The sequence below is a fragment of the Paraburkholderia sp. BGA-UO-ETr-F21 genome, from assembly GCF_059567925.1.
The window spans coordinates 1350554-1376380 of sequence record NZ_JCAQOY010000040.1 but is presented as its reverse complement, the minus strand read 5'-3'; the positions used below and the strand labels follow the sequence as shown (position 1 = coordinate 1376380).

General features: G+C 64.2%; 26 protein-coding genes. 11 read left to right on the top strand and 15 right to left on the bottom strand.

What is annotated here, in order from left to right:
* Nucleotides 1-12 precede the first annotated feature (12 nt).
* Genes AC57B1_RS38620 through AC57B1_RS38610 form a run of 3 tightly spaced genes read right to left on the bottom strand, consistent with a single transcriptional unit; the run spans nt 13 to nt 1987 of the window.
* Nucleotides 13-510 (bottom strand): TPM domain-containing protein, encoded by a 498-nt coding sequence (locus AC57B1_RS38620; RefSeq protein WP_496420283.1) that lies wholly within the window; start codon nt 508-510, stop codon nt 13-15.
* A gap of 2 nt (nt 511-512) precedes the next feature.
* Nucleotides 513-1370 (bottom strand): TPM domain-containing protein, encoded by an 858-nt coding sequence (locus tag AC57B1_RS38615; RefSeq protein ID WP_408483236.1) that lies wholly within the window; start codon nt 1368-1370, stop codon nt 513-515.
* Nucleotides 1367-1987, bottom strand: a complete 621-nt coding sequence (locus tag AC57B1_RS38610; RefSeq protein WP_496420282.1) for a LemA family protein — start codon at nt 1985-1987, stop codon at nt 1367-1369. Before AC57B1_RS38610 ends, AC57B1_RS38615 begins: the two co-directional genes overlap by 4 nt.
* 41 nt (nt 1988-2028) lie before the next feature.
* On the opposite strand from AC57B1_RS38610, the gene AC57B1_RS38605 reads away from it, so the two are divergent.
* Both AC57B1_RS38605 and phaZ read left to right on the top strand, forming a co-directional pair.
* Nucleotides 2029-2301, top strand: coding sequence for a hypothetical protein (locus AC57B1_RS38605; RefSeq protein ID WP_408354626.1), 273 nt, complete (start codon nt 2029-2031; stop codon nt 2299-2301).
* 29 nt (nt 2302-2330) lie between these two features.
* On the top strand, nt 2331-3557 hold the full coding sequence (gene phaZ / locus AC57B1_RS38600; RefSeq protein WP_496420281.1) for a polyhydroxyalkanoate depolymerase: 1227 nt from the start codon (nt 2331-2333) through the stop codon (nt 3555-3557).
* 146 nt (nt 3558-3703) lie between these two features.
* On the opposite strand, the gene ftsH is transcribed toward phaZ, so the two are convergent.
* From ftsH to AC57B1_RS38585, 3 genes are all read right to left on the bottom strand, one after another.
* Nucleotides 3704-5677, bottom strand: a complete 1974-nt coding sequence (gene ftsH / locus AC57B1_RS38595) for an ATP-dependent zinc metalloprotease FtsH (RefSeq protein WP_496420280.1) — start codon at nt 5675-5677, stop codon at nt 3704-3706.
* A gap of 49 nt (nt 5678-5726) precedes the next feature.
* Nucleotides 5727-6239 carry a BCAM0308 family protein gene (locus AC57B1_RS38590; protein ID WP_496420279.1) on the bottom strand — a complete coding sequence of 171 codons (513 nt, stop codon included), beginning with the start codon at nt 6237-6239 and terminating at the stop codon, nt 5727-5729.
* Between the two features lie 121 nt (nt 6240-6360).
* Nucleotides 6361-7011 carry a BON domain-containing protein gene (locus AC57B1_RS38585; RefSeq protein ID WP_408354614.1) on the bottom strand — a complete coding sequence of 217 codons (651 nt, stop codon included), beginning with the start codon at nt 7009-7011 and terminating at the stop codon, nt 6361-6363.
* A 406-nt stretch (nt 7012-7417) separates the two neighbouring features.
* On the opposite strand from AC57B1_RS38585, the gene AC57B1_RS38580 reads away from it, so the two are divergent.
* From AC57B1_RS38580 to AC57B1_RS38565, 4 genes are all read left to right on the top strand, one after another.
* A complete protein-coding gene (locus AC57B1_RS38580; protein ID WP_091793578.1) occupies nt 7418-7891 on the top strand; it encodes a hypothetical protein in 474 nt (157 codons plus the stop codon).
* A 133-nt stretch (nt 7892-8024) separates the two neighbouring features.
* The gene (gene ppsA, locus AC57B1_RS38575; protein WP_408185774.1) at nt 8025-10451 is read left to right on the top strand and encodes a phosphoenolpyruvate synthase; all 2427 of its coding nucleotides are present in this window, start codon (nt 8025-8027) and stop codon (nt 10449-10451) included.
* A gap of 37 nt (nt 10452-10488) precedes the next feature.
* A complete protein-coding gene (locus tag AC57B1_RS38570) occupies nt 10489-11421 on the top strand; it encodes a 1-phosphofructokinase family hexose kinase (protein ID WP_496420278.1) in 933 nt (310 codons plus the stop codon).
* A gap of 96 nt (nt 11422-11517) precedes the next feature.
* Nucleotides 11518-12192: a phosphoribosyltransferase gene (locus AC57B1_RS38565; RefSeq protein ID WP_496420277.1), complete on the top strand. Its 675-nt coding sequence runs from the start codon at nt 11518-11520 to the stop codon at nt 12190-12192.
* An 11-nt stretch (nt 12193-12203) separates the two neighbouring features.
* Here the strand turns inward: AC57B1_RS38565 and AC57B1_RS38560 are convergent, their stop codons facing one another.
* Entirely contained in the window at nt 12204-13214 is a 1011-nt protein-coding gene (locus AC57B1_RS38560; protein WP_496420276.1) for an acetyltransferase, read from the bottom strand.
* Nucleotides 13215-13634: 420 nt separating this feature from the next.
* Here AC57B1_RS38560 and AC57B1_RS38555 point away from each other — a divergent pair, with 420 nt between their 5' ends.
* Both AC57B1_RS38555 and AC57B1_RS38550 read left to right on the top strand, forming a co-directional pair.
* Nucleotides 13635-14216: a lipocalin family protein gene (locus AC57B1_RS38555; RefSeq protein ID WP_496420275.1), complete on the top strand. Its 582-nt coding sequence runs from the start codon at nt 13635-13637 to the stop codon at nt 14214-14216.
* Between the two features lie 34 nt (nt 14217-14250).
* Nucleotides 14251-15258, top strand: coding sequence for an LOG family protein (locus AC57B1_RS38550; protein WP_496420274.1), 1008 nt, complete (start codon nt 14251-14253; stop codon nt 15256-15258).
* Between the two features lie 24 nt (nt 15259-15282).
* On the opposite strand, the gene AC57B1_RS38545 is transcribed toward AC57B1_RS38550, so the two are convergent.
* The 4 genes from AC57B1_RS38545 to AC57B1_RS38530 form a co-directional block, all read right to left on the bottom strand.
* Entirely contained in the window at nt 15283-15933 is a 651-nt protein-coding gene (locus AC57B1_RS38545; protein ID WP_408354596.1) for a BON domain-containing protein, read from the bottom strand.
* Between the two features lie 190 nt (nt 15934-16123).
* Entirely contained in the window at nt 16124-18616 is a 2493-nt protein-coding gene (locus AC57B1_RS38540) for a cation-translocating P-type ATPase (protein WP_496420273.1), read from the bottom strand.
* Nucleotides 18617-18618: 2 nt separating this feature from the next.
* Nucleotides 18619-19107 carry a carboxypeptidase regulatory-like domain-containing protein gene (locus AC57B1_RS38535; RefSeq protein ID WP_496420272.1) on the bottom strand — a complete coding sequence of 163 codons (489 nt, stop codon included), beginning with the start codon at nt 19105-19107 and terminating at the stop codon, nt 18619-18621.
* 134 nt (nt 19108-19241) lie between these two features.
* Complete coding sequence (locus tag AC57B1_RS38530; RefSeq protein ID WP_408354588.1) at nt 19242-20195, bottom strand: universal stress protein; 954 nt, start codon at nt 20193-20195, stop codon at nt 19242-19244.
* A 456-nt stretch (nt 20196-20651) separates the two neighbouring features.
* Between AC57B1_RS38530 and AC57B1_RS38525 the strand changes: the two genes are divergently transcribed.
* The 3 genes from AC57B1_RS38525 to AC57B1_RS38515 all read left to right on the top strand — a co-directional run bounded on the left by AC57B1_RS38525 (nt 20652) and on the right by AC57B1_RS38515 (nt 21929).
* Nucleotides 20652-20939, top strand: coding sequence for a hypothetical protein (locus AC57B1_RS38525; RefSeq protein WP_496420271.1), 288 nt, complete (start codon nt 20652-20654; stop codon nt 20937-20939).
* An 8-nt stretch (nt 20940-20947) separates the two neighbouring features.
* Nucleotides 20948-21202 carry a hypothetical protein gene (locus AC57B1_RS38520; RefSeq protein WP_408354582.1) on the top strand — a complete coding sequence of 85 codons (255 nt, stop codon included), beginning with the start codon at nt 20948-20950 and terminating at the stop codon, nt 21200-21202.
* A 73-nt stretch (nt 21203-21275) separates the two neighbouring features.
* Entirely contained in the window at nt 21276-21929 is a 654-nt protein-coding gene (locus AC57B1_RS38515; RefSeq protein ID WP_408185764.1) for a nitroreductase family protein, read from the top strand.
* Between the two features lie 61 nt (nt 21930-21990).
* On the opposite strand, the gene AC57B1_RS38510 is transcribed toward AC57B1_RS38515, so the two are convergent.
* The 4 genes from AC57B1_RS38510 to AC57B1_RS38495 all read right to left on the bottom strand — a co-directional run bounded on the left by AC57B1_RS38510 (nt 21991) and on the right by AC57B1_RS38495 (nt 25827).
* Complete coding sequence (locus AC57B1_RS38510) at nt 21991-22467, bottom strand: universal stress protein (RefSeq protein WP_408354579.1); 477 nt, start codon at nt 22465-22467, stop codon at nt 21991-21993.
* A 216-nt stretch (nt 22468-22683) separates the two neighbouring features.
* Nucleotides 22684-23535, bottom strand: a complete 852-nt coding sequence (locus AC57B1_RS38505; RefSeq protein WP_091793541.1) for a F0F1 ATP synthase subunit gamma — start codon at nt 23533-23535, stop codon at nt 22684-22686.
* Nucleotides 23532-25100, bottom strand: coding sequence for a F0F1 ATP synthase subunit alpha (locus tag AC57B1_RS38500; protein ID WP_496420270.1), 1569 nt, complete (start codon nt 25098-25100; stop codon nt 23532-23534). The genes AC57B1_RS38505 and AC57B1_RS38500 overlap by 4 nt, the downstream gene beginning before the upstream one ends.
* Entirely contained in the window at nt 25078-25827 is a 750-nt protein-coding gene (locus AC57B1_RS38495) for a F0F1 ATP synthase subunit B (protein WP_496420269.1), read from the bottom strand. Before AC57B1_RS38495 ends, AC57B1_RS38500 begins: the two co-directional genes overlap by 23 nt.

Genomic DNA, 25827 nt, shown 5'->3' with positions numbered 1-25827 from the left:
ACGGGCGCATGGTCAAAGAATAGCCGGCTTACTCGGCAGTTCCTCGAACGTCCCGGTTTCCGCGGGGAAATGCTTCTTGAGCAACTCCGTTACCTGCGCGACGCCACTCAGCACGCCAGCCTCGTAGTTACCCCGTCTGAATTCCGCCTCCATTTGCTGGCAGATGGCTTCCCACTCGCCCGGCTTGACCCTCGCATGCACGCCACGGTCGGCAACGATCTCCACATCATGGTCGGCGAGCAGCAGATAGATCAGTATCCCATTGTTGTGCTCTGTATCCCAGACTCGCAATTGGGAAAACACGTCGATCGCACGCTCTCTCGCCGACATGCCTTCCCATAGCGCCGCGATGTGGAGCGTACCTTCGACAGCAAACCGGATCTGCCCCATGTGCGCGCGATGGCTGTCGCGGACGGCTTTTTCGATGGCGCGCAGCACGGGGACCGGAAAGGCCCGGTTCACATGCCAGCGAGTCAGGAACAAATGTCTGACGATGCGTTCGAGGTTCATGGCTACCACCTGCCCGACGCGCCACCGCCGCCAAATCCGCCGCCACCGCCCCGGAAGATCGTGCGACCCGAATCGCCGCCGAACCTGCCGGGCTGCCCGCCGATCACGCGAGCGCCGGCGACCGCGCCAAGACCGCTGCCGAGCAGCGTAAACGCGAGCGCAATCACACCTGCAACGGCGGCAATGAACAGCGCGCCCGACAACATCCAGGCCACGAGCGCAACCGCGCCCCCTGTCACGACCGCGCCGGGCAGCCGCCCCAGCAAGACGCGCAGCACACCGCCCGCGACGAGCGTCAGCACGAAAAGAACCGGCAGATAGTGAGCAAGCTGCGCCGGGCCGCTTGCGCGCTGGTCCGGCGGCGGCAACGGTTCACCATCGACCACACGCATGATGCTGTCGACGCCGGCGGCGACGCCGCCGTAGTAATCGCCCTGTTTGAACCGCGGAACGATCGTCTCGTTGATGATGCGACTGCTCGTCGCGTCGGTGAGCGCGCCTTCGAGGCCATAGCCGACTTCGATGCGAAGCGTCCGGTCCTCCTTCGCGATGATCAGCAGCACGCCGTCATCGATATTCTTGCGGCCCAGCTTCCATTGCTCGACAACGCGAAGCGAATATTGCTCGATGGTTTCCGGCGCGGTGGTCGGCACCATGAGCACCGAGATCTGGCTGCCCTTTTTCGCCTCGAACGCCTGCAAGGTCTGTTCGAGCGATGCGCGTTGAGCGTCGGCGAGCGTGCCCGTCACGTCCGTCACATGCGTGGTAAGGGCCGGAATCGGCGCTTGCGCGCCGGCGCCGGACGACAAAAATGCTGAGAGCACAAATAACCATGTGCCGGCGAGTTTGAGGAGGTTCAATTCGCTGCTCCGCTTGCCGGCGCGGGTGCCGTATTGAAATCGACCTGCGGAGGCCGAGCGATCTCCGCTTCGTTCGTGACCGAGAAATTGGGCTTTTCCTTATAGCCGAACACACTGGCCGTCAGATTGGAAGGGAACGACCGAACCGTCGTGTTGTAGTCCTGCACTGCCTTGATGTAGCGGTTTCGGGCCACCGCAATGCGGTTTTCGGTGCCTTCCAGTTGCGCCTGCAGGTCGCGAAAGTTGGCGTCCGACTTCAACTGCGGATACGCCTCGGATACGACGAGCAGCTTCGAGAGCGAACTCGACAGTTGCGCCTGAGCCGATTCGAATCGGGCGAACGCCTGCGGGTCGTTCAGCAGTTCAGGCGTAGCCTGCACGGATCCGACTCGCGCGCGAGCCTCGGTGACGCCGATCAGCACGGACCGCTCCTGACTAGCAAAACCCTTTACCGTATTCACGAGGTTCGGCACCAGGTCGGCGCGGCGCTGATATTGGTTGACCACCTCCGACCAGTCTGCCTTTACCTGCTCGTCCTGCCTCTGAATGGCGTTGTAACCGCATCCGGAAACCGCCATGACTATGACAGCCAGCAAACCAAGACATAGGATGCGCATTGAGCCTTCTCCCTGTTTTAATGACCCCGTGGACTGGGCTGATGAATGCAGGCATCGGCGCACGCTACTCGGCGCAAACTGGTGTATCCCTGCAAACCTACAGTATTCGCTGTGAACCTGGGTTCGTTGATCACGGTCAAGCTCACGAGAACTGGCCGGCGCAACGTTATCCTCGGCTATGCAGAGAATTCTCCGGATCGCTCGCCCCGGCAGGTATGAAATCGCGCAAGACCGCGAACAGGCAAAAACAGCACACGAACAATGCCCGCGTGGCTTCGCAGGCGCGGCAAGCGATCGGCGCCGGTATCGACTGACAGGTCCAATAGAACCTTGAGGAGGCAGCATGTGGTATGCATGGCTGGAAACACAGCGCAACCTGATGCGCATGCTTGGCGCGTGGAGTCTGCCTGCCGGCGACGGCAGCATGCAAGCGCCCGAGACGCGAGCCGCCGCGGCGGGTTACGACTGGCTCTACCGCCTGATTCAGCCGCCGGCCGAAGCGCCCCGTTTCGACATCCCGACAGTACGCATCGGCGGACGGGACATTGCGGTCGTCGAGCAGGTGATCGAGCGCACGCCGTTTTGCGCGCTGCGCAAGTTCAGCCGCGCGCCGGACGTCGGGGCGTTCCTGCCGGAGCCGGGCAGCGACGCGCCGGCGGTATTCCTCTGCGCACCGCTCGCGGGCCACCACGCGGTGATGTTGCGCGAAGCCGTTGAAACGCTGCTGCAGGTCGGTGACGTGTACGTCACCGACTGGGCGAACGCGCGCGACGTGCCGTTGGACGCCGGGTCGTTCGGACTCGACGACTACATCCTCGTCATCCAGCAGTTCTTGCGCGCGACGGGAAGCGCAGCGCTGCACATCGTCGCCGTTTGTCAGGCAACGAGCCCCGCGCTAGCGGCCGCCGCACTGGCGGCAAGCGCCGGCGAGCTGCCCGCGCGCAGCATCACGCTCATGGGCGGTCCGATCGACGCGCGTATCGCTCCAACGCAGATCGGCAAGTTTGCTGGAACCCATTCGCTGGACTGGTTTCGCAACACGGCAATCGACACGGTCCCGCCGCCCCACCCCGGCGCCGGCCGGCGCGTCTACCCCGGGTTCGTCCAGCACGCGACGTTCGTCGCCGCCAACCCCGACCGGCAATGGGCGCTCGAATCGGGCTACTGGGCAGCCCAGTGTTCGGGCGATGAGCGGGCGAGCGCGAGTGCTTTGCGGCGCCTGAACGAATATGCGGCTGTCCTCGACATGACCGAGGACTACTTTCTCGATTCGATCCGTGTGTCTTTTCAGGAATACTCGCTGGCTCGCGGGACCTGGCAGATCGGCACGCATCCGGTGCGGCCTCAGGACATCGTTTCGACGGCGCTCTGCACGGTCGAAGGCGCACGCGACGACATTACCGGAGCCGGCCAGACACATGCCGCCCAGTCGCTTTGCAGCGGTATTGCGCCGGCCATGCGGCAGATGCTGACCGTTGAGAATTGCGACCACTACGACCTGTTCACCGGACCGAAATGGCGAGATGTCATTTACCCTGCGCTGACTGCGTTCTGGCGCTCCATCGATTAGCGGCGGTTGGCGGCGGTTGGCGGCGGTTGGCGGCGGTTGGCTGCGGTTGGCGGCGGTTAGTTGCGGCGGTTCGTTTTATCGCCGGGTGCTGCCGTGCCGCTCGGGCGCGGGCAGTCCGGCGCGTGGATCGCTAACCGCTATCCGGGTCAACCGTGTTGCTCGACTGGAGACGGACTGCCTGCCACGTGCGCCTCAGGCGCCGCACGGCCGGAAGCGCCCGGTGCGACACCTGGTATCTCCGCCTCCGGCGTGCCTGGTTGCCGCCCTGCGGCCGGCGCCGCGTCGCCAGCCATCACCTTCAGCAAGGTGGCCTGGTCGAGCACTTCGCACTCCAGGAGCCGCCTCGCGATGCGGTCCAACTGCTCGCGGCGATCAGCGAGCGTGCGCGTGACACGTTCATGCGCCTCGGCAAGTGTGCGCCGAACCTCGTCGTCGACCAGCTTCGCCGTGCTCTCGCTGAAGCGCTCGCCGCGCCCGCCCGCCGACGGATAACCCAAGCCGGGATCGCTGCTGTCGAACGTGAAAAGCCCCAATGGTTCGCTCATTCCATAGCGGGTCACCATATGCCGCACCAACGCCGTGGCCCGATCCAGATCGTTCTCGGCGCCGGTCGAGACGTCGCCGAAGACGATCTCCTCCGCCACTCGGCCGCCGAGATACGCGTCGAGCCGGTCCAGCAGTTCGCTTTTGCGCAGCACGTAGCGGTCTTCGGTCGGCACCTGCTGCGTATAGCCGAGCGCAGCGACGCCACGCGGAATGATCGATACCTTCTTCACGGGGTCGCAATGCGGCCGGCTCAGCGCGACCAGCGCGTGTCCCGCTTCGTGGTAGGCAATGGTGATCTTTTCCTGTTCGTTCATCACGCGGCTTCGGCGTTCCATGCCCGTCATCGCACGGTCGATCGCTTCGTCGAAGTCCGCCATGCCTACCGCCGGCTTGTCGAGTTCGGCAGCATGCAAGGCCGCCTCGTTGACCACGTTGGCGAGATCGGCCCCGGCGAAACCGGGCGTGCGTGATGCAATCTCGGCCAGATCGACGTCGGCGGCCAAGGTCACTTTCTTCACGTGGACCTGCAGAATCTGGTGGCGTCCGTTGAGGTCCGGGCGGTCGATCGCGATGTGCCGGTCGAAGCGTCCAGGACGCAGCAATGCCGGGTCGAGAATCTCCGGGCGATTGGTCGCCGCCAGAATGATCACGCCGGAATTCGGCTGAAATCCGTCCATCTCGACCAACAGTTGATTCAGCGTTTGCTCGCGTTCGTCGTTGCCGGATGTGACCCCAGCGCCGCGCACTTTGCCCAGCGCATCCAGTTCGTCGATAAAGACAATGCACGGCGCCTTCTTTTGCGCCTGTTCGAACAGGTCGCGCACGCGCGCAGCCCCCACGCCCACGAACATCTCGACGAACGCCGACCCGCTTATCGAAAAGAACGGCACACCCGCCTCTCCCGCCACGGCTTTTGCGAGCAAGGTCTTACCGGTACCCGGCGCACCGACGATCAGCACACCCTTCGGAATCTTGCCGCCGAGGCGGCGATAGCGCTCGGCGTTACGCAGAAATTCGACGATCTGTTTCAGTTCGGCTTTCGCTTCGTCAATGCCGGCGATGTCGTCGAACGTAACGTCGGTATCCTGCGCCACGTAGATTCTGGGCTTGCTTTTGCCGATCCCGCTGAAATCGCGCAAACCACCGCCACCGCGCCGCATGAAAACACTCCAGACGGCCGCAAACATCAGGACCGGAAAGATCCAGCCCAGCAATGCCGCCAAGCCCATCTTGTCGGCCACACCGGTATAGCGGACGCCCGAGCCGGCCAGATCCTCGATCAGATGCTCGTCGCTCACCCGCACGGTCGAAAAGCGCCACGGCGCGCCATTGGCGGCGATTCCGCTTGCGGCGGAGGCCGGCAACAGCGCAGCCGCGCCGGGCATCCGGACGCTGCCGGTGATCTGCTCCGTGCCGATTTCCAGATTGTCGAGTTGCCGGGCGACCAGCAGCCGGTGAAAGTCGCTGTACGCGATCGATTCGATCGGCTGCCGGTACAGGAAGATCTGCGCCAGCAGCAGGAGTACGACGCCGATCGGTATCAGGAAGCCAGTGAAATTGGATTTTTCATTCATCGCCGTTTGCGTCGATCGTCGGTCAGTTGGGGAAAACCGGCCGCGCCTGTCACTTCGGCGATGAACGGGCCCAATGGGCACGCAGTAGCCCTTCGTTGTCCCGGTAGCTGATCTCCAGCGTTCCCTGATGCGCATGCAACATGGCCGCGCCGAGCCGGCGAACCAGATGCGGCCCCGTCGTCTGCACGACGATACGCTCCGGGTTTTGCTGGATATCCATGATCCGTTCGAGCGGATGTTCCTTGCTCTCGCCATCCGCCTGGTGATGAAGCAGCGCCAGAACCTCGTCCGCGCGGCTCAGCAAATAGTCACCGTCGAACGTGATTTCTCCAGCCGGCGCCTGCTCGTGGATCCGCTTGCACGCCGGGCATTGCAACTGATGCATCTGCTCGGCCGACATGTGCCACGTCCAGCGGCCGTCGTCATAGATCGCGCCGCAGTCAGGGCAACGCGATGCGCCGGCACTCCGTCCGCGCGGCCGGTAACTGTCGTAGATATGGGCCTGAGGCTGTTTGTCGCGGCGCATCTGTTTGCGCTTCAATCGTGCTTGTATCGCGGTCATTTCGGAACCCCTCGTCATAGAAGTCGCAGTAGTTGCGAACAGGGTAGGAAGGCGCGTAGCGCCCACCGTGTTTCAGATCAAGCGCAGACGTTCCGGCGCGCGCATGCTGCGCCGATGCCATTCATGCGACGACCAGTTGGTCGACCACCCACCGGACGCCCTTGGTGCCCCAGGCGACGCCGCAGGCCACCCGCTTGTCGAGCAGCGAATCGACCACGCCGGTCAAGCGGACGACACCATCGTGCACGTCGACCGAGATACCGCCCGACTCATGCCGCGAACGCCGTTGCAATGCTTCGGCCACCTGTTTGCTGACGTCGGCGGCGACCGGATCGATTCGTACCTCGATCTGATTGGCCACGCCTACGACCCCTCGCATCCGGCTCACGAGTACTTCGGCCATCTGCCGCTGGAAGCCGTAATCCACCTCGCCGGTCAGCGTGACGCAACCGTGTTCCACCAACACCTGTATCGCGTCTTCCGGAAGTCCTTCCTGCCATCGCAACGCCGAGACGATCGCGTCAGCCAGTTCCTCGTCCGTGTGCTTCAGCGGGGACGGCGCGCGAACCACCAGGTCGAGCACCACCGCACGACTGCCGGCCACCCGCTGCACGGCTTTCTGCACGGCGAGTTTCTGGGCGCAACTGTTCACGGAACCTTCGAGCGTGACGATGCGGTTGAGCACCGTGGCGGTGATGGTTCTGGCATCGAGCGCAGGATCCCAAAGCAACTCCTGATCCACGTCATGCTTGAGTTCCAGATCTGATTTCATCGATATCTCCTGCCGCTATGCGCCCTTCGCCGCGCGCGATGCGCGCCGTGAATGCGAAAGAATCCGGGACCGGATGCGTGAACCATAGTCCCGCGCCGGCGACTCCCGATTGACTCAAGTCAAGCACGCCCGGACCACGTCACGCTCATGCGCCGCGTCGCGCTGTTCTCGTTCGGCAGTGACTTCAGGGTTGATGCACATCAACGGTGTCCAAGGTCGCGCGCATATGCTGAAAGAGTCACGGTGAAGCGATGCAGACCGTTTGGTTTGGTGCGCGGCTCGATGCGCGGCTCAGTGCGCGGTTCGGTGCGCGGCGAGATCCGCGCCTGCATCACGTCGTGAACACCCGACGCTGTTAGAACCGGCATGGAACGACGACGTCCCCATGCCCATAGGAGGAGACGACATGAACTGGCTGGCAGAATATTTCGCTCAGCGGACTAGCCCGCTGACGCTCGCCCTGTGGGCCTATCCGCCCCTTCTTGTCGGGCCGGAAGGGCCTGTTGCGCCGCCGGCTTACGCTTTGTGCTATCCCGGCGTCCAACTGACTTTCACACCGCCAGAGACCGTCACACACGGGAAGTTTCGCTTCGAGTTACCCGCGCACTACGACACGGCGGAGCCGTTGAGCGCCGCGACACCCGACGCACTGCTCGATGAGCCATCGCTCAAGTTCTTCAAGAACGTTTCGATCTACGCGCCTTCCCGGTTCAATCCCGACTTTCTGGTCACGATCAACGACGTCTATTCATTCGTGCCGGCGTTTTCATCCGATGGCAGTCCTGGCTTCTCCGGCTCCTGCACCGGCCCGTTCGATGAGCCGACCCACGCTTCCCGTTTGAAGCTTCCCTGGATTTTCCAGGGTTTCCTTACGATTTGACCCCGGACCAGGGCCGACAAGCCCGGCCCATGTTGCCGGCCGCGACCGATGTTCGCGCCTGGCTCGCGCCTGGTTCACGGTTGGTTCACGTCTGCCGGCATATCGGTATCTGGCCGCCGCAAAGGAGTAGCACATGGACGATCAGCACGTTGTCTGGTTCGAGGAACTGCGGCGCACCGATGTGCCTCGCGTCGGCGGAAAGAATGCTTCGCTCGGTGAAATGGTGGCCAATCTCGGGGCGCGCGGCATTAAAGTGCCACCAGGCTTTGCCGTGACAGCCGACGCGTACCGGCACTTCATCGAAGCGAATGGCCTGACGAACATGCTGTCGTCCGTGCTTGCGGAACTGGCTGACGGCAAGATCCCTTTGGCCGAAGCCGGGCAGACTATCCGCCGGGCCATCCTGCGCGGTGAATGGCCCGATGACACGGCTCAAGCCATCCGCCGCGGCTACGCGGAACTGAACCGCCGCGCCGGATCGACCGAGATGGACGTAGCCGTGCGTTCGAGCGCGACCGCCGAGGATTTGCCGGACGCCAGCTTCGCCGGACAGCAGGAAACGTTTCTGAACGTGAGGGGCGAGCGCGCGTTGCTGGAAGCCTGCAGACGCTGCTATGCATCGCTCTTCACGGACCGCGCGATCAGCTATCGGCAGGCGAAAGGATTCGACCACCTGAAGGTTGCTCTCTCGGTCGGCGTACAACGCATGGTGCGCTCCGACCAGGGTGGAGCTGGCGTGATGTTCTCCATCGACACCGAAACCGGATTCGAGAAGATTGTCCTGATCAACGCGGCCTGGGGCCTCGGCGAAAATGTCGTGCAAGGCACGGTCGATCCCGACGAGTATGAAGTGTTCAAACCGCTTCTGTCCGACCCCAAACTGTCGCCCATCATCGAAAAGAAACGCGGCGGCAAGGGCCTCAAGATGATCTACACGAACGAGAGCGAGCGGCCCACCAAAAACGTGCCGACCTCGAAGGCGGAGCGCGCAGCGTTCGTACTGAACGACGAGGAAATTCTCACCCTGGCGCGCTGGGCGTGCACGATCGAAAAGCATTACGGCCAGCCGATGGATATCGAATGGGCCAAAGACGGCAGTACCGACGAAATCTTCATCGTTCAGGCCCGGCCGGAAACTGTCGAGTCGCGCAGGGAGGCCAGTGCCGTCAAGACTTATCACGTCAGGAAGGCGGGCCGCAAGCTCGTATCCGGCGTGAGCATCGGCGAAGCGGTGGCAGCCGGAGCGGTCTGCGTGATCGACAGTCCGCGCGAAGCGGACCGCTTCGTCGACGGATCGATTCTCGTCACACGAACGACGGACCCCGACTGGGTGCCTCTCATGAGACGTGCTGCCGCGATCGTCACCGATTTCGGCGGGCGTACCTCGCACGCCGCGATCGTGAGCCGGGAACTCGGTCTTCCGGCTATCGTCGGTGCGAGCAATGCGACCCATGTGCTGCACGATGAGCAGAACGTCACCGTTTCATGCGCCGAAGGCCGCGAAGGATTCGTGTACGAAGGCACCGCCGACTATGAGGTCGAGGAAATCAATTTCGACAACATCCCCGCAACGCGCACGAGGATCATGCTGAACCTCGCCAATCCGGCTGCCGCGTTCCGCTGGTGGCGAATCCCCGCCGACGGCGTCGGGTTGGCGCGCATGGAATTCGTGGTCAGCAACCATATCAAGATTCATCCAATGGCCCTTGTCCGCTATGACACGTTAAAAGACGAGGACGCAAAAAAGACCATCGCCGAACTGACCGCCGGCTATGAACCCCGAACCGAGTATTTCGTGGACCGGCTCGCGCGGGGTCTGGGCCGGATTGCCGCCGTTCAATACCCGCACCCCGTGATTGTTCGCATGAGTGACTTCAAAACGAACGAGTACGCCAACCTGATCGGCGGCTCCGAGTTCGAGCCGAAGGAAGAAAACCCGATGCTCGGTTTCCGAGGCGCGTCGCGCTACTACTCGGCGCGCTACCGCGAAGGTTTTGCGCTGGAGTGCCAGGCTATTCGCCGCCTGCGCAACGAAATGGGCTTTGACAACGTGGTTGTCATGATTCCGTTCTGCCGCTCGACGAAAGAAGCCGACCGCGTGCTCGAAGTCATGGCGGAAAACGGGCTGAAACGCGGGGAAGCAGATCTCCAGGTGTATGTGATGTGCGAGATACCGTCCAACGTGATTCTGGCCAAGGCTTTCGCGCAACGCTTCGATGGCTTCTCCATAGGCAGCAACGATCTGACGCAGTTGACCCTGGGCGTGGACCGGGACTCCGTCGAACTCGCCGAACTGTTCGACGAACAGGATGACGCCGTCAGATGGATGATCGAGCGTGTCGTGGCCGAGGCGCACAAGGCGGGCGTGCATATCGGTCTGTGCGGCCAGGCGCCGAGCGACCATCCCGAGTTCGCCGGGTTTCTCGTCGAATGCGGCATTGATTCGATGTCGGTGAGCCCCGATAGCTTCATCGCGGTCAAGCAACGCGTTGCCGCCGCCGAGCAGGCCGCGTTGGCGGCATCGGAAGCATCGGCGGTACCGGTGATTTCGGCGGCCTAGCCGCTCGCTGCGCCGAATCGAAGGAGACTGGCCGACCATGCCGGACATCGTGACGATCACACTCAACCCCGCCGTCGATGTCGCGACATCGATCGAACGGGTGGTCGATACTCGCAAGCTCAGATGCAGCGCCGCGCGGCGTGATCCGGGCGGCGGCGGGATCAACGTCGCCCGCGTCATCCAGCGTCTTGGCGGAGACTGCTCGGCCTTCTATCTCGCGGGCGGCGCAACCGGCCAGATGCTAAGACGTCTGCTGGACGCCGAAGCGTTCACCGGCGTGTGCATCGAGATCGCCGGGGAAACGCGCGAGAATTTCTCCGTCCACGAGCAATCCACCGGTCTGGAATACCGCTTCGTGTTGCCGGGGCCGACGCTCGCCGCGCTCGAATGGCAGCGCTGCATCAACGAGGTCCGCGCACTGAGCGCGCCGCCGCGCTATCTGGTGCTGAGCGGCAGCCTGCCTCCCGGTGCGCCGGACGACATTTACGCGCGCTTCGCGAACCTCGCGTCGGCACAGGACACGCGGGTCGTGCTCGACACGTCGGGCCCGGCACTGACCGCGGCGCTCGACGCAGGCGTCTGGCTCGTCAAGCCGAGTCTGAACGAGTTGCGGGATCTCACGGGCCGGCCACTACGCGAAGAACCTGATTGGATCGACGCCGCGCAGGAGATCGTGCGCGCCGGTCGCGCCCGGATCGTCGCGCTGACACTCGGAGAGCGAGGCGCGTTGGTGGTCACCGCCGAGCGGTGCTTGCGGGCGGCGGGACTGCCGATGAAAGTGACCAGTTCAATCGGCGCCGGTGACAGCTTTGTCGGCGCGCTGATCTGGGCGCTGAATCGAAATGCGGGTATCGATGAAGCGTTTCGCTACGGCATGGCTGCGGCATCGGCGACTTTACTCGGTGCGGGCACGACGCTCTGTGAGCGCGGGGAAATCGAGCGGCTCTATCGCGAGATATCGATCAGGTAAGCGACGAGCGCCGCAGTATCGCGTATTCGGAGGGAGACGAGACATGACAATCTATCCTCGCAAGATGGGCCGATTGTGGATCGAAGCGGTGATGCCATGATCTGGAACCGGATAGAGACAGAGCCGCCGTTCCGCGATCGCGCCGGCGCAGGGCGTATGCTCGCGCAGCGACTGGGCGACTACGCAGGGCGCGCCGATGTAATCGTACTGGCATTGCCGCGTGGCGGCGTGCCGGTCGGCTACGAGGTCGCGCGTGCGCTGGCCGTCCCGCTCGACGTGCTGATCGTGCGCAAGCTGGGTGTGCCGCAAGATCCGGAAATGGCCATGGGCGCGATCGCCTCGGGCGGCGCGCTTTATCTCGACGAGCAGACGATCCGGATGGCAGGCGTCAGCCAGTCGGAAGTCGTCACCGTACTCAATGATGAACGCCGCGAGCTGGCACGGCGAGAAGCGCTCTATCGCGGACAGGGTCCACCTCTGAATCTCGAGGGGCGGACAGTGATCATTGTCGACGACGGCGTCGCGACCGGCTCATCGGTACGTGTCGCCATTGCGGCGTTGCGCAGCGGCAAGCCGGCTCGAATCGTGGTTGCCGTACCGGTCGCACCGGAAAGCACGGCCGGGCGGCTCGCCGCCCTCGCCGATGAATTCGTCTGTCTCCATCGCGCGCGTCATTTCGGCGGCGTTGGCCAGTTCTATCAGGAGTTCGAGCAGACCAACGACGCTGAAGTACGCACGCTCCTCGCCCGTCCATCTCAGGACATGCAGTAATGCACGCGGCATCACTTCGTGGCTGGCCGCACCGCCTGAGCAGAAAGTGTCTGAGCCTGAGACGCATCAGCGAACGCTCGTCCAAACGCGACGGCAAATTCCCTCAGCCGGTCATGCGGAAGCCGGCCGATACCCGCCGCAGCTTCGCGCCCTCCTCCACCTGTGAATTGCCTGCACAGTTCGACGGCACCATAAGGATTCGCCAGCGGCGCGCGCACGCTGACGACGTATTCCCCCTGAACGCTCTGGCTCAGCACGGCATGAGCACGATCAGGAGAGCTCGTCGCCAGAAAATTGCCGAAAGCGCCGCGCACTCGTTGTGCCCACGGTTCATTAGGCAGCACATAGATGGTTCCGCCCGCTAACGCGGTATCGGGCGGCAAACTCAGCGCCAGTGCCATGTCCCGGCGTAGCGATTCACAGAGCGTCCGCGCGATCGGCTCGTTCGCCAGAAAGTCGAATGGATCGGCATACGGGCGCAAAAGTTCGTAAAGCCTGACAGGCGGGATCAGCAAATCCGCCTCACTCTCTCCGTAGGCGTTGTAGTTGATCGACTCGCCCAGTTCACGCAACTGGTCGAGTTGCGCGGGCTCGAGCGTACAACTCGCGGCAAGCGTGCGCGCCGCGTGCAGGAGGTTGTCGCCGTAAGCGCCCACGATAGCCCACAACCGCTGTCGCCCGCCCACATGGCGATCCACGAGCAGGCTCGTACACGTGTCGGGCGCGGTGTCGATGTGTGCCTTCAGGTTGGGATGCTCAGGAATGGCTCCGCAAAAGTGATGATCGAAGTACTCCACTTCGGCGCCCTGTCGAAGCAATTCGAGCAACGCGGCCCGATTGGAGTCCAGCGAGATGTCCAGCACGGTCACGGATATGCCGGACCTGGCTGGAACGCGGGCAAGCAGTTCCACGTCGCGTTTGACGCCGGTGATCAGCAAAGACTTCAACGGCTTCGTCAATCGCAATTGATGCAGCGCGCAGATTCCGTCGGCGTCACCATTGAACACATCGAAATGTTTCATGCCTTGTCACCGTACGAGGATGGAGCGTCGTCAAAAAGCAGATCCGCGAGTTCAGTGAATGCGCCCCCCATGTCCGCATTGTGGCCCGCATGGCGCTCTCCTGGGGCGTATTACTGTCACTTTCGCGGGGCTCGTCGCAGCCTTGACACACGTCAATCTGCCATGAGCCGCGAACCGTATGCTCGATCAATAGAGAAACCAATCGGGGTCCGGAGGCGATATGTTGAGAAGCACAGTACTCGTTGGCCTTTTAATGCTGCCGGGCGCGTTCCTCGTCCTCGGCCTCGCCTGCATTCATCCGCGCCTTCGCCGCGAGATCGTGAACTTCAGCGGCCTGTCCAGTCCATTGACGAAGGCCGGGCGCTCATGTGCGGGGATCCGGGCAAGGTTGCTTCATCGCTAACCCATCGGATAAACCCTATGCGCAAGTCAATCGCGTGCATCGCCTCGCTTGCCATGCTCCTTGCGGGGTGCGCGCATGATCCGGCGGTCACGCCGCAAGCGCAAGCATCCCGGTCCGCCTGCGTGGCAGGACCGCCAATCGATCTGCAGCGGTACATGGGCCGCTGGTACGTGATCGCGGACACCCCGTTTCTCAGCGAATCCGATTATGTCGGCAGTTATGACGAGTGGACCTTGCGCGACGACGGAAGCATCGATGACAAGTACCTCGGCCGGCGTCACGGTTTCGATCAGCCGCCGACGGGAAGCCAGTTCGTCGCGAAGGTGATGCCCGGAACCGGCAACACGAAATGGCGAGTGGGACTGATCTGGCCGTTCGAAGTGGTGGTCGTCACCGCGTATGTGGACCCCGATTATCGCTACACGATTCGCTGCATGGCAGACGGCAACATGGTGTGGGTACTCGCACGCGCGCCGGCGATGGACGATGCCACCTACGCCGGCATGCTCGCCCGGCTAGCCGCGATGGGCTTCAACACGGACCGGCTACGGCGGGTTGCGCAAAGCGCCGGGCAAATCGGTCAGCCGGGCTTTCAATGAAAGTTTTGCGGCAACGAAGCGGGCGGGAGCGCACATGACAAGCATCCATAAAAACGAGGTGACGCGGCTCGACACGGCGGTCGAGCATCGTGCGGACCCCACGTGCGCACAGTGTCGGGACGCGCCCGCCGTGGCCGAATCCGTGCGAAGAGCGCGGCGGCTCCACGCGGACGCCCCTTCCGAACGTTCGGCGCGCGTGCGCCATATGATCGAAAGCCCAACCTACCTGGAAGCGGACGAAGACCTCGCCTTTCTGCGGCGCCCGGAAATGTGCGGCATCCGTCTGCAACTCGACTACTGGAAGACTGAGGAGACGTTGCAGCGCCATGCGATACAGCACACGATCGTGGTGTACGGCAGCACACGGATCATCGCGCCGGCCGCCGCCCGCCGCCGGGTCGAGGAAGCGCGGCGGACGCTCGAAAGCCGGCCCGGCGACCCCGAGAGCGAGAGCGCCTTGCAAGTCGCGAAGCAACTGCTCAAGCGCAGTCGCTACTACGGGATCGCGCGCGAATTCGGCCGTATTGTCGGCAGCGCGCGGTGCACGGGAGCGCTGTCGTCGCTCGCCGTCGTCACCGGCGGCGGCCCCGGCATCATGGAAGCAGCGAATCGGGGTGCGTACGAACTCAAGGCGCCGAGCATCGGCTTGAATATCGCGTTGCCGCGTGAGCAGGAACCCAATCCCTACCTCACACCTGAACTCTGCTTCAAGCTCCACTATTTCGCCATTCGCAAGCTCCACCTGCTGGAACGTGCGCAAGCCGCCGTGTTTTTTCCCGGCGGCTTTGGAACCTGTGACGAGTTGTTCGAAGTGCTGACCCTGTTGCAAACGAACAAGATCCGGCGGCTGCCCGTCGTGCTGGTCGGCGAATCGTTCTGGCGCCGCGCGATCAATTTCGAGTTTCTGATCAGCGAAGGCATGATCGCGCCACAGGACACCGCACTATTCATTTTCTGCGAGACGGCGGCGGATATCTGGTCGGCCATCGTCCGTTGGCATGAAGCACGCGCCGCGCTCGACAACCGGTCACGACAGCCATGAGCGCGGCGGCAGCGGTCTGCCTCGTCAACCGACCACCAGACGGTCGACAACAGCCTTCACACCCGGCGTCGAGCGCGCGGCGCCCGTCACGATGGAGCGTTCGACGCCCGAGCTGAGACGCCCCGACAAGGTCACCTTGCCGTCGTCGACTTCGACGCCCACATGCTTCAACTCGCGATCGGTATGGCGTTGAATGGCTTTGCGGATGCTGTACTCAATGTCGAGCGGAGAGGCCGAACCACGGATCCTGATCTCATTCGTCACGCCCGTCACACCACGCATATGGACGACATTTTTCTCGGCAATGTGGCTGCGGTAACCGTCCTCGACTTCGCCGCTCAATGTCACCCAGCCTTTCTCCACCTTGATCCTGATCGCATGCTCTTCGAGGCCGGCGATCCAGTCCAGAGCCGCGCGCACGCTCAAGGCGATCTCCTCGTCGGTACGCCGCTCGGATTCGCGCAGTTTCACGTCGATACCGACTACCACCGCGACGACACCGGCGATTCTCATCGCGCATTTTTCGGCCGCGACTTTCGCCGCATAGTTTGGAACGTGTCCGGTGATCGTGACCACGCGGTCGACCACGGCAACACCTATCCCGTTTGCGTCGACGGCCGGACTGCTCATCAGTTCGTCCTCGACTTCCTGCTTCAATTGACTGTCCGACTTCATGGAATTTCTCCTCCGGCATGACCTGGCAGCGCGATTGCGCGCGGCTGCGAACTGATTCGACGCGGCAAGCATTCCCGCAGATAGGTTGCACCCCACCGGCAATGCGCCACCTCCTCAGACTATGGCGCTGCGGCACGATGCGATTGATCGAGGTCAAACCTGCCGTGATGGCTTCGCCGCATGGACAGACTCACAGCCACACGGCGAGAACAGGACGCAGAGCGAACAGCCGGGCAAGCGCCGGCCAGGTCATCAACACGCCCGCAGCGAGCGTCGTAAGCAACACGACGGCCCACCCATAAAAGTTCGTCTGTCGTGCGCGGCGCGCCGACGGCCGGTGCGGCAGCGCGCGCACGGCGAACATCAGCCCGACGTTGCATGCCACGAGCAGCAGGAAGCCGGCCGTGCGAGCGTCGAGCGGATCGAATCCGCGCCCGAGCAGTGCCGCATACACGCCTACGACGATCATGGCGGCTACGCACCCGAGCGCAATGCTCAGCCCCAGGATGCGGTTGGACATGAGCCGCTCGCCGATTCGCCGCGGCGGATCACGCATGAGCGAGCGGCTCTCCCGTTCGTTTTCAAAGACAATCGAGCAAACGGGTGTGATGATCATTTCGAGGAACACGATGTGCACCGGCGCTAGCATGAGCGGCCAACCCGCCACCACGGGAAGGGTCGCGGCGGCGATCATCGGAATATGAACCGCGATCGTGTACGCCACCGCCATCTTCAGATTCTCGTAGATGCGCCGGCCGAGCCGCAGGGCCGACACGATCGGCGTCAGGTCGTCACGCAGCAACACCAGCGACGCCACCTCGCGCGCAACCTCCGCGCCCCGCGTGCCCATCGCGATGCCGATATGCGCGGCTTTCAGCGCGGGCGCATCATTGACGCCGTCGCCCGTCATCGCGACGACCTCGCCCGCATGCCTGAACGCGTCGATGAGCCTCAGCTTCTGCTCCGGCCTGACTCGTGCGAACACGCTTGCGTCGACGATCGCGCGTTGCAGCGCGGCATCGTCCATGCCCGCGAGGTCGGCGCCGCTCACGACGCGGGCGCTGTCGATGCCGACTTCCGCCGCGACCGCCCGCGCCGTTGACGGATAGTCGCCGGTAATCATCACGACCCGCACGCCCGCGACCTTCAACTGCGCAACCGCGCCTGCCACCTCCGGGCGCACCGGGTCGAGCAGTCCGACGAGCCCCACCAGCGAGAACGCGAAGTCGTGCTGCTGATCGGGCCACGTTTCGCCGCTATGCCGCGCCCGCGCCACGCCGAGCACGCGCAACCCGCTTTGCGCCATATGCGTGGCGCGCTCCATCAGCACTCGCGCCTCACCGGCTTCGAGGTGGCACAGCGAACAGATCGCCTCAGGCGCACCCTTGCACGCCACCAGCCGATTATCGAGTTCGGGGCTCTCCCATCCATGCGACATGGCGGGCAGTTCAGGCGTCAATGCGTATTCCTGCACGAGCGACCATTGTTCATGCAGCCGGTCCGTGCCGGCCAGACAGGAGCGGCCCGTCTCGTGGAACGCGCGCTCCATGGGATCGAGCGGCTCGATTTCGCTCGCGAGCACGAGGTACTCCAGCAGTTCATGAAACTGCGGGCCGATCTTGACCGCGCCATCCTTCAGCCATAGCTCGTCGCCGCGTGCATACAGCACGCGCACGGACATGCGGTTCTGGGTCAGCGTGCCCGTCTTGTCGACGCATAGCACCGAGGTTTGCCCGAGCGTCTGGATGGCACTCAGACGCCGTGTCAGCACGCCCTCCCTCGCGATCCGGCGCGCGCCCAGCGCCATGAAGACGGTGAATATCACCGGCAGCTCTTCGGGCAAGATGCCCATCGCGAGCGTAATGCCGGCCAGCAGGCCCGGTATCCAGCCGCCCATGCGCCAGCGATAGGCGAAGACGAGCAGCACGCAAATGATCACCGCGAGCGTCGCAAACCGCCTGACGAAGCCGCGCATCTCGACCTGCAAGGGTGAAGGTGGCTCGTTCACTTCGGCAAGGCTCGCGCCGAGCCGGCCAAGCTCGGTCTGTGCGCCCGTCGCCGTGACGTACATGCGGCCCTGACCCCGCACCACCATCGACCCTGAAAACAGACAGCTCCGCGACGGGTTTGCCGGTGATTCGCCGGATGAACCGGCAAACTTCTCGACGGCGACGGACTCGCCGGTGAGCAGCGATTCGTCGACACTCAGTTCGTGGGCTTCCGTCACCGCACCGTCGGCCGGCACCTTCGCCCCTTCCTCGATAATGACGACATCGCCGGGCACCAATTCCGCCGCCGATACGAATTCCCGCTTGCCGTCGCGCAACACCTGCGCTCGCGGCGCCGACAGATCACGCAGCGCTTCCAGCACGCTCGCCGTCCGATGGCTCTGGACAATGGTCAGTACCAGCACGGCAACGACCAGGGCGAGCAGCGTCGATGCCTCCGTCATGTCGCCGATCAGGCCATACAGGCCGCTCGCGCTGAGCAGCAGCAGGAACATCGGCTCGGTGAACGCATCGCGCACGGTGCTCCACCAGAGATGGCGATTGCCCCGCGCGATCACATTGCGGCCGTGCCGCGCCTGCAATGCCAGGACCTCCGCGTGCGTCAGTCCACCCGCCGCATGCCGCGCAGGCACGGCGGACGCCGGCACGTCGGATGTCGCGCCCTGCGTCGCCATGATTACGGTTCGCTCTGGCCGCGCATGGGTGCATGGCAATGCGCACAGCTGGTCCGCGCATTGCCAGTGGCGCGTTCCTGCAAGACGATGTGCAGATCCGCCCCGCCGCGGCGCGGCACGTCGACTGTCTTGCCGATCTCCGTGCTCCCGGCATGCGCGACGATACGATAGCGTCCGGCCGGCAGCATGACGAACAGGAACGGCCCTTCGGTGCGGGTGTCGAGGACAGCGCGCCCCGACGCACTTGCGATCGTCACATCCACATCGGAGAGATAGTTGCCCGCAGCCGTGGTAAACATCATGCGCAGGCTGTAGCGAGGCGCGAGTGCGCGAAAGGCTTTCGCGTCGTCCTCGCCGATGCCGCCCGTCATGTAGAGAACGCCGTCACGGCTGACCGCCTCGGGCAGTGATTGCCCGACAACGGCGGCACTCAGGACAAGAAACCCGAATGCAACGGCGGTGCGCAGCGCGTGTGAGTTAAAGATCGACATGTCGGAAAGATCCCCAGGTTCGTGAGCGCCCGGAGGTGTGTCAGCCGGCGTTTCGCGCCGGCGTTTCGGCCACTCCCCGCGCTCCCATGGCGCGACCGGCGCGCAGTATGTTCAGCCGATGTCCGTCGCCCGTTTCACGTTTCGTGGCCCGGTCGCGCCAGCAGTAAAGGCGTGCCGGTGAGACGCGCGGTGCGCGCGGCCACGCTGCCGAGAAACCAGCGCGCGACGCCGCGCCGCCCATGGGTGCCGACGACGACCAGGTCCGCGTTCCACTGTTGCGCGTCGCGGATGATCGCGTGCGCGACGTCGTCACGTGCGGGGGCCGTTTCGAGCGCCGCGGTCTCGGCCTGATTCGGCAATTCGGCAAAGTCCTTCGCTGCGGCGGCCAGAATCACTTTTCCTTCTTCGACGAACGCCTCCTCGAGCATGCGGATCGGCACGATATCGGTTAGCCGGACGGCGCGATCTATCACATAGATGGCGCGAAGGCGGGCCTCGGGTGTGGCGAGCTGCAGCCCGAAATGCAACGCGTCGCGCGACGCGGCGCTTCCATCCAGCGCGAACAGGATCCGGCGCGGCGACGACTGGATCTCCGTTTCGTAACTGGCCGGCACAACGAGAATCGAACAGGGTGCCTGGGTGGTGACGAATTCGGAAACCGTACCTTCGATCCAGCGCAACATACCGTGATGCTGACGCGCGCCCACGACGAGCAGATCCGCCTGCCATTGCGCCGCGGCGTCGATCAACGCGTTCGCGGTATAGCCGCCTTGCCGCGAAATTTCCACGACGTCCGACTCGACATCGATGCCGGCATCCGCGAATATACTTTTTGCGCGCGCCACGGCGTCACCCGCGTCGCGGGCAAGTTCGGCGCGCGCAAGCTGCAGTTCGCCATCCGTCATCGACCCGAGCGGCAACAGGGTGCGGGGATTCTCGGCGACACTCACCACGCGGACCCGGGCGCCGGGCAGCTTCAGGTGACACACATACGCCGCTGTGCGCGCTGACTCCGGTGAAGTGTCCACAGCCACGAGGATGCGTCGGATTGAGTGAATGGCATGACCGCCAAGGTGCGTTGTGCTCATGATCGGGTCCCCAAAGAGGGCGTGCGTTCGCCCAGCTGACGTCGATATCCGATTCTCTGCGCCCTGCCTGGTCACTCATTGATACACGTCAAGCCACTATCACCGCCGCCCGGACGACCGGCGCCAAATGCAGATTGGAGTTCCGGCCCGCCTATGCACAGGAATGGACAGCGGTCGCGAGCGGAAACCACTCGTTCTATACACCACAGTGAGCATGCGGAGACAAGTGCGGTCCACACAAGCTCACACGGCAAATTGAATTAAACAGGCGTTTTCGCGTGATCTACGTCACGCGCCCTTGACGGCGATCAATCAAACCATCTGGGCGCACCTCTATGCTGGTCGATACAGTGGGACTGAGTCGCGCGTTGCGGCGCATTCACATGGCCCCGTCATGGACTTGTCTCGCCGGATAGCAACACGTCCTGTCATCACGAAATGGGGCCCGTCACGCACATGGCTCGAATCGATTCCAATGAACGAGACCTTGCCCATATCGGTTCGATGATCGGGCAACTCGAGCGGCTACTCCAGTGTGAAGCGCCGCGCTCCGCTCACTTTGTTTTCCAGCCGGCCTACTGGCGAGCGCGTATCGAGTCCGCGGCGGCCCAAACCGACGCGCAGAGCCCGATAGGCGCGCGGGCGTCAGCGCTGCTCGCCAAACTGGACGCCCTCGACGGCGCATCGGCGCAACCGAGCGCCACGCGCGAGCAATCGATCGACGAAACGACCCACGGCCTTTAAATGCCGTGATGACGCATTCGCTCGTGCGCTTGCGTGCGCGATGCTGGCGCGCGCTGCCCATTGAACTGCGCGGAATCGCGTTCATGTTCGTCCAGCGCAGCATGGCGATGCGCTGCTCGACGCAGCAGGACTCGACCGGATCGACGCGATCCGTGTCGCGTCTTTGCACAACAGGCATGGGCGTTATTGCCCGCGAGCGTCTCTGCAAGCAGGGACCCGCTTCGCCTGATCTGTATCAATCGGCAGCGGGGATTTCGGACTAACGTGGAATGACACTTGTCGTGGGCAGCGTGGCGGTGCCACGGCCACCCTCGGCGCAATTCAACGGAGTCCGATATGACCGACATGCCACTCCTTGCGTACCAGGCCGCGCCTCTCCTGCGGCCGCCGCTCGCCACCGGCGAAACTCCCGCTGTCATTACGCTGCCCAAGCCCGAATTGCACACCGGCGTGCCGCTGATGACCGCCTTCGCGCAGCGCGCGAGTTGCCGGTCGTTCGCGCCGACAGCATTGCCGCCCACGGTGCTGGGCGAGTTGCTCTGGGCCGCCGACGGCATCAACCGGCCCGCAACAGGCGGCCGCACCGCGCCCTCACCGCACGCGTTCAATGAAATCGACATCTACGCCGCACTGCAAAACGGCGTGTACCGGTACGACGCGCCGAACCATCAACTGGTTCTCAAACATGCCATCGACGCGCGCGGGCAGACCGGCTACCAGGATTTCGTCGGTGAGGCGCCGCTCGACCTCGTCTACGTAGTTCGCACGTCACGCTTACTGGACATGCCCGCGCAGCAGCGCGAGCGGTTTTCCGCCGTGACGGCCGGAGCGATCGCGCAGAACGTCTCGCTGTATTGTGCGTCGGCGGGGCTGGCCTGCGTGATCCGCGGCTGGATCAATGCGCAGCTGCTCGCGAACGCGCTGTCGCTCAACGAAGACGAACTGCCGATTCTCGCGCAGACAGTCGGCTTCAGTCCGATCCAGCACTAGTGGCATTGAGAGCTTGGGCGTGGCGGCGACGGCCGCTGACGCCCGGCCGCCGGCGTCCTTTTTACAGCCCCGACGGTATCTCGTCCTGATCGCGTGGAGTCCTGACCAGCAGCACCGGAACGTGAGCGCTCCGCAAGAACGTTTCCGCAACGCTGCCCTGCAGCAACCTTCCTATGCCGTGCCGCCCTTGCGTGCCCATCACCACCAGGCCGGCGCCCTGGCGCTGCACGCAACGGGCGAGGCAATGCGGGATATCGTCCGCTGCATTCTCTGTCTCCTCGATCTCGGTGTCGCCGGGCACGCCGCGCTCGGCCATGGCCCGGCGCGCTTCGTCGAGCGCGAGACGACCGTCTTCGCGCAGCACGTTACGAAGCTGTTCGGCATTGAAATAGCCCGCGTAGCGCGACACGCACCAAGGATTGACGACGTACACCGCGTGAAGCCGCGCGTGCGTCAGCTGAGCAAATTCGAGCGCTTCATACAGCGCCCATCTGGACGACTCGCTGCCATCCAGAGCCACGACAATCTTCTGATACATGACCGGCTCCTCGTAGACGTTGCAGAACCCCCGCTCGACGTCTTGATACTGTCCATCGCTGCAGATTAGATGGATGATCGACGCGAATGGCTCTGTCGGCCTGACCTGCGTCAAGCAATCGCGCTGCAAGCCGGGAGCGTCACTCTGGCCTCCGGATAACGGTGAGCGCCGCCTGGATAAAGACGAGCGGCGTCGGGACGACGACCCGGCGCTCCGCTAGATCGGCTGCGTGGCGGTCGCCGCCAGTTCCGCGATATCGGCGGTGATTTCGTCCTGACGGACCCGGCGATAGCTTTGCGTCAGTTCGTCGAGCGTGTCTCTCACATTGGTGCGGGCGGCCAGCATCGCCCTCACCCGCGCTTCGTTTTCCGCGGCGAACGAGAGCATCAACGCTTCGCATATCTCGACAAACACATATTCCTCGACCAGCCCAGGCAGCAGACGTTCGACCGGCAAGGTGAGCAACGGTGGCACGGCGCGCGCCGCCACCGGAAACCGCGAAAAATCGAACGGAATCAACCGGTGTTCGACCATCTCGCTGGCAGCAGCGACGCCAGGCAGCGCATGGATGATCGAGACGTGGTCCACCGCGCGAGCGCCAAGACGCACATAGAGCGCATCCGTGACACGGTTGGCCAGCGACGGCACGTCATCGGCATGGGACGCCGCCGGCGAGCTCCATGCGACCGGAAGGTGGCGTTCGTTCGCCGCCATCTCTCCGCGCGTGCCGACGAGCAGGAGTTCACACCGCGCGTTATCCAGACGAGGCCGCACATAGTCCAGAACCTGCTCGTTGAACGAGCCGACGAAGCCCTGTTCAGAACACAGCGCGATCACGATCCGCGCGCCATGATCCGGCTCCGACAGGGCGGCTTGCGCCGCTCTTCCATGAGCAAGGACGGCGCCGATCGCAGCCCCCACGGTCGCGGCCGAAGAGCGGATACCCGGCAGCCGCCGCTGCGCTTCACGCGAACGCGCCGCAGCGATGCCACGCATTGCGCCGATCACGGCGTCCAGTTGTTGCGCGGTCGCCGTGCGCGTTTCGATTTCCGCGAGTCGGCCGCTCATTTCACGCTCCCGGCCGGGGCGGCGCCGTTTGGCGTTTGCAGCGTCGCTTGCAACGTCAGGCGCTGCACCAGTTCGCGAACCGCCGTGACGAGCCCCGCTTGAGTCGAGGCGTCCAGCGGCGCATCCGCCCATCCGGCTGCCATGCTGCCGCCCGGCAATTGTTCGGCGAGCTGGCTCCGCACTTCGGCGGCGATGGCCGGTGGCACGCCGTCGAACACGCCTTCGGACAACGCGGCCAGCAACGCGATTTCATCGAGCGTGCGCAGCGGCTTGAAGCGTGGCTGCGCGATCAATGCCCGGATGCGCTCCCCGCGTGCGATCTTGCCGGCCACATGAGCATCCGTCAGACCGCCGAAGCGGGAGAACATCTCTAGCTCCAGGAACTGCGCGTAATCGAGCCGCAAGCGGCCTGACACGTCGCGCAAGGCGGGATGCTGCGCCTTGCCGCCGACACGGCTCACGCTCAACCCGACATCGACGGCCGGACGCTGGTTGGCGGCGAACAGCGCGGTGTCCAGCACGATCTGGCCGTCCGTGATCGAAATCAGATTGGTCGGGATATAGGCAGACAGGTTGCCGGCGTCGGTTTCCGCAATCGGCAATGCCGTCAACGACCCACCGCCGAGCGCCGCCGACAGTTTCGCCGCGCGCTCGAGCAATCGCGCATGCACGTAGAAGATGTCGCCGGGATAGGCCTCGCGTCCTGGCGGCTCGCGTGTCAGCAGCGCCAACTCCCGGTGCGTCGCCGCGTGTTTGGTGAGGTCGTCGATCACGACCAGCGCATGCTGTCCGCGGTCGCGAAAGTATTCGGCGATCGTGACGCCCGCAAACGGTGCGATCCATTGCAATCCGGCCGCCGAAGCCGCCGCCGCGACCACGAACACGCAGCGCTCGGGCGCGCCGTACCGCCGCACGGATTCGATCACTTGCTGCACCGCTGTCGAGCGTTGGCCGACCGCCACGTAGACACAGATCATGTCCGAGTGCTTCTGGTTGACGATGGCGTCGAGCGCCAACGCGGTCTTGCCCGTTGCACGATCGCCTATGATCAGCTCCCGCTGTCCGCGTCCGACCGCGAAGAGCGCGTCGACGATCAGCACGCCGGTTTCGACAGGCTCGCTGACCAGATCGCGATCGATGATCGCCGGCGCGGGCCGCTCGATCGGCATGCGCTTCGCCGCGGACACCGGTTCGTCGCGATCGAGTGGCCGGCCAAGCGGATCGATCACACGACCGAGCAAACCTTCGCCCACGGGCACTTCGATCACCGCGCCGGTGCGCGTCACGCGCGCGCCGGCTTCGACGGTGGCGCCGTCGTCGAGTAACACGACGCTCATGAGATCGGCCTCCAGCGAGTGCACGAAGCCGCTCGCGCCGCTTTCGAATCGCAGCAGTTCGTCGAGCGCCGCATCGGCCAGTCCCGAGACAAACGCGATCCCGTCACCGATCCGCTCGACACGGCCGAGCGTATCGGCATAGGGCGCGCATGCCGTGCGGGCCAGCGCCCCGCGCTGCGCCGCAAGCCAGGCGTCGTCGCTCGATTCAGCGGGAAGCATGACTGTCATCGAGCAGCGCCTCCTTGATCCGGACGAGTTCCGCGCCGAAGCTGTTGCGTACCACGGCATGCGGCGAGCGCAGTTCGAGGCCGGCGATCAAATGCGGATCCACTTCGAAGTTGACCGGCACATCACGTTTCAGGCAGGTTGCGAGCATCGTGCGGCACTGCTGCTGTTCCTGCTCGCTCAACACACGCGGCGCGGCGAGTGTCGGCACCGCGCCGTCGCCCCAAAGCGCCGCGCGGGCGGTTTCCGGAAGTTGTGCGACCCCCTCGGCGAGACCGTCGATAAAGCCGCTCACGCGCACGCTCTCGGGCAATCTGTCGAGCAGCTTTGCCGCGATATCGACGGCAAGCCGGCTGGCCCGTTCGGAAGCGAGCTTGTCCTGCTCGGCGCGCGCCCCTGCGGCCTCGCCTTTCGCCGCCGAGCGCAAGGCGTCCGCGTCGGCTTGCGCGGCGCTCAGAAGCGCCTGCTTTTGCGCCGCGGCCTCCACGGCGACCGCCTTCATCGCTTCGCCGTGCGCTGCCGCCAGCTGTTGCGTTTCGTGGGCCGCCTTGTCGCGCTCCTGAATGGCCGCGAGCTTCGCCGCCTCGGCATCGGCGATCAGCGCGCGCGCCGCCTTCTGACGTTCGGCGATGATCCCGGCGACCGGGCGGAACAGAAAACGCGCGAGCAGCCATATCAACACCAGTGCATTGACGGTCTGGAGCGCAAGCGTCCACCAGTCGATTCGCAT